The sequence below is a fragment of the Streptomyces phyllanthi genome (assembly GCF_009377205.1).
In the GTDB taxonomy this organism is placed as follows: domain Bacteria; phylum Actinomycetota; class Actinomycetes; order Streptomycetales; family Streptomycetaceae; genus Streptomyces; species Streptomyces phyllanthi.
The window spans coordinates 1-3360 of the sequence record NZ_VJZE01000690.1 but is presented as its reverse complement, the minus strand read 5'-3'; the positions used below and the strand labels follow the sequence as shown (position 1 = coordinate 3360).

Here is a 3360-nt window from a genome sequence, read left to right as displayed (position 1 = left end):
CCCCCGTGAGGACGACCTCCCGGACCGCGTCGTCCCGCAGCGCCACGTCGATCGCACTCGACAGGGCCGCCCGCTCCCGCAACGAGGCCGCGTCGCTCGGCGGCCGACCGATGACCACCTCGTCCGCAATGCCTCCGGCCCGGTCGGCGGCGATACGCGGTGCGGGTACCGCAGGGGCGCGGTCCTCGTACGCCGCGCGCCACAACCGCTCCCAACCGGCAATCGAGGACCGCGGATCAGCGGGGCCCGCCAGCGACTCGACGGCGTGCACGAGGGCGACCACGGCATGGAAGTCACGGGGCACCGACCGCCCGCTCAGCCACTCACCGAGGCGGCGGGCGTTGACACTGGCACGGCGCCCGGACGGCAGCGCCGTACGGCTCGCTCGCCTGGCCAGCGCCTCGTCCGACAGATCCGGCACTCGGCGCCGAAGTCGCGTCAACGCGGCAGCGAACGCCGCTCTCGGCGACTCCGCGGGCTCTGGCTCTTCCATCTCAGCAACTTTAGGCGGAACGCCCGGATTGCGGGAACCCGTTCCGCGCCCCCGGTCCGGCCCGGTCCGGGGGCTTCCCGCACCGCTCTCCCACCCGGGCCGACCTGCCCTGATGCCACCTGGGGGAGGTCTGCGCAGAGAGGAACGGGTCGGTGGCGAAGTACGTTGCCGCCCATCTGATCCGGCTAGGCGGAGGCAGCTACATGGCACAGGAGCAGACAGGCGGCAACCTCTCCGGATGGAAGGCACTGACCCTCATCGGGACATTCGGCATGAGCGTCGGTCTCATCAGTGGGGCAGCGGCCCTCACCCTCGCCGCGGCCTCTCTGGCGATCATCGGATCGATCGGAACGCTGGCGGCACAGCGCAAGCAGCGGTCGTAGCGAGAGACAGCCATAGCCGCGAATCGAGCGAGCGTTTGAACACACACCACCAGCGGCCTCGCCGAGGTCGCCCCCCATACGAAACCGAGACTCCTGTATGAGCGTGCCAAGTGCCCCGTCCCCCGAAGTCGTCCAACTGGCCTCCCGTAAGAACTTCGGCCGACTCGAGCACACCTTCCTGCCGAGGAAGGAGGTCAACGTGCAGGAGAAGCACCGCGGACTGTTCATCGCCGCTTCCCTGGCCGCCATCGCCTGCCTGACGACCGGGGGCATCCTGCTGTGGGCCTTCGTGCACTGGACGCTCGCGTCGTACCCCCTCCTGTTCGCCGTACTGGGCAGCGGTGCCCTGTTCAAGAGCCCGAACTTCCGGAAGAAACTGGGCGGCCGGCGCCTGTGCCTGTTCGAAAGGGGTCTGCTCGTGGACTTGGGCGACGGACAATTGTTCGCGGTGCCGTGGACCCATGCGGTCCATTACCAGGAAACAGTCACGGAAGTGATCAATTACAAGGGCACGAAGACCCCTTTCAGGAGCGCGCACACCTCCACCGTGATGGCGCCCGGCGGTGCCAAGGTCAAGATCTCGGACTCCTTCGCCGACTTCAGGACCTGGGCGCCCCTGATCGCCGATGCCATCGCCCGCGCCCAGGCCCAGAAGGTGTGGGAGGCAGTCCAGGACGGACGGAAGACGACCTACGGGCCGTTCGAACTGGACGCCACCGGCATCACCACCAAGCGCAAAGGAACCCTGCCCTGGCAGGCGGTCGAGACGATCGATGTCCGCGAGGGCGTCGTGGTCGTCCGACAGCACGGACAGCGCACAGCCTGGGATCACGCCGAGGTCAGGACCGTGCCGAACCTCATGCTCTTCCTCACCGTCGCCTCGAACCTCTACGGCAGGTGACTCGGGCCCTGAGCGTGCTGCCCGCAGGTCACACGCCGTTCTCCTCCCTCCCACGCCCTGAGCCTCTTCCGCGGGTCCGCGCGTGCGCTGGCCTCTTCACCACGTCAACAGTCCCTGCCACAAGGACAGTTCGGCAGGGTCGCCCGACCTCTTCTTGGGGGAATCACATGCGTAGACACACTGCGATCACCGTCCTTTCCGGCGCCGTCGTACTCTCGGCGCTCGTACTGCCGGGTGCCGCCCGGGCAGCGGAGCGCCCTGGGGCTGCAACGGATCTCAGAGCCTTCGCCTCGCAGAGCGTCCAGCCGATGGACTCGCTGGGCGGCACCACGTTCAAGGACGGAGTCGTCAACAACGGCAAAGACATCGTTCTCGGCGTAACGGGCAAGAAGGCCGTTCCCGTCACGTTCACCGCCTTCGACAACGAGGGCGTAGCCATCACCCAGGCCTTCCTGTGGCAGGGCACCGACAGTTCGAGCACGGACACCATCACCGGCGGCCTGGGATCGGACGACTACCCCACCTGCACGGAGACGCCGGTCCAGAACGGCTACAGCTACAGCTGCAAGACGGTCTTCACCATCGACCCCGCGAACGACTTCAAGGACGGCAACGGCACCGCGGGCACCTGGAAACTCTTCCTGGGCGCCTACGACATCTACGCGAACGCCAGTTACGACGACGACGTCGCCAGGACCAAGATCAAGCGTGCCGCCAAGCTGACCGCCAACGCCTCCCCGGAGCCGGTGAAGAAGGGCAGGACCATCACGGTCACCGGCAAGCTGAGTCGCGCCAACTGGACCACGGGCAAGTACGCGGGATACGCGACCCAGCCGGTGAAGTTGCAGTTCCGCAAGAAGGGCAGCAGCACCTACACCACGCTCAAGACGGTCAAGACCAGCAGCACCGGCGCCCTGAGCACCACCACCAAGGCCGGCTCCGACGGTTACTACCGTTTCGTCTTCGCCGGCACCACCACGACCGGCTCCGCGACGGCGCCCGGCGACTTCGTCGACGTCAGGTAGGCGGCTTCCCGGCCGAGACCGCGGTGGCCGAGGTCTCGACGGTACGCCGGCTGACGCAGAGCCGGTCCGCGACAGCCTGGCTGGTGAGCCCCTGCGTCACCAGTCCGGCTGTCTCCGGCTCCTGGTCGGTCAGGGTGGCCGGCCGCTCGATGAGTTCGGCGCGGTCCGGGGAACCGTACGATGCCAATCCCCTCGAAGCGTGCAGACGTCGTTGTGCCACCTCGCAAGTGCACCAGGCACCGCTGGTACGCGGCGCCGATCACCACCTTGCGGATCGCCACCACGGCCCGGGAGACGATCCGGTGCGCGCCCCTGGCCTCTCGGCCACCACCCCAACCCGATCCCCTCGGCCTCGATCCGGCCCCAACAACCTGTGCAGATGCCTCCGGCCATCCTCGCGGAACGGGCGAGCGCAACGCTTCACCGAAGTGAGCAGCGGATTTCATCCGTTGGACCCAAGCCGATGTTCCAACATCCCGAGAGGGACGTTTCTGCAGGTCAGCGCCCTGCGTTGGTGGGGCGGGCGGGACTCGAACCCACGGCCGACGGATTATGAGT

General features: G+C 67.7%; 5 protein-coding genes. 3 read left to right on the top strand and 2 right to left on the bottom strand.

Annotated elements, in window-relative coordinates:
* On the bottom strand, positions 1-493 hold a 493-nt coding region (locus tag FNH04_RS43460), incomplete at its 3' end, for a hypothetical protein (protein WP_228031973.1).
* Positions 494-645: 152 nt separating this feature from the next.
* On the opposite strand from FNH04_RS43460, the gene FNH04_RS43455 reads away from it, so the two are divergent.
* The 3 genes from FNH04_RS43455 (at position 646) to FNH04_RS43445 (ending at position 2802) form a co-directional block, all read left to right on the top strand.
* Complete coding sequence (locus FNH04_RS43455) at positions 646-876, top strand: hypothetical protein (protein ID WP_152791748.1); 231 nt, start codon at positions 646-648, stop codon at positions 874-876.
* Between the two features lie 97 nt (positions 877-973).
* Positions 974-1777: a DUF6585 family protein gene (locus tag FNH04_RS43450; protein ID WP_152791747.1), complete on the top strand. Its 804-nt coding sequence runs from the start codon at positions 974-976 to the stop codon at positions 1775-1777.
* A gap of 167 nt (positions 1778-1944) precedes the next feature.
* Complete coding sequence (locus FNH04_RS43445) at positions 1945-2802, top strand: hypothetical protein (protein WP_152791746.1); 858 nt, start codon at positions 1945-1947, stop codon at positions 2800-2802.
* On the opposite strand, the gene FNH04_RS43440 is transcribed toward FNH04_RS43445, so the two are convergent.
* The gene (locus FNH04_RS43440; protein ID WP_322725556.1) at positions 2795-2989 is read right to left on the bottom strand and encodes a LuxR C-terminal-related transcriptional regulator; all 195 of its coding nucleotides are present in this window, start codon (positions 2987-2989) and stop codon (positions 2795-2797) included. The two genes, FNH04_RS43445 and FNH04_RS43440, sit on opposite strands and share 8 nt — an antisense overlap.
* Between the last annotated feature and the right edge of the window lie 371 nt (positions 2990-3360).

Excerpts from the sequence above, each read along its gene's own strand:
- FNH04_RS43450 (WP_152791747.1), top strand. The coding sequence starts at position 974 with ATGAGCGTGCCAAGTGCCCCGTCCCCCGAAGTCGTCCAACTGGCCTCC.
- FNH04_RS43445 (WP_152791746.1), top strand. The coding sequence starts at position 1,945 with ATGCGTAGACACACTGCGATCACCGTCCTTTCCGGCGCCGTCGTACTC.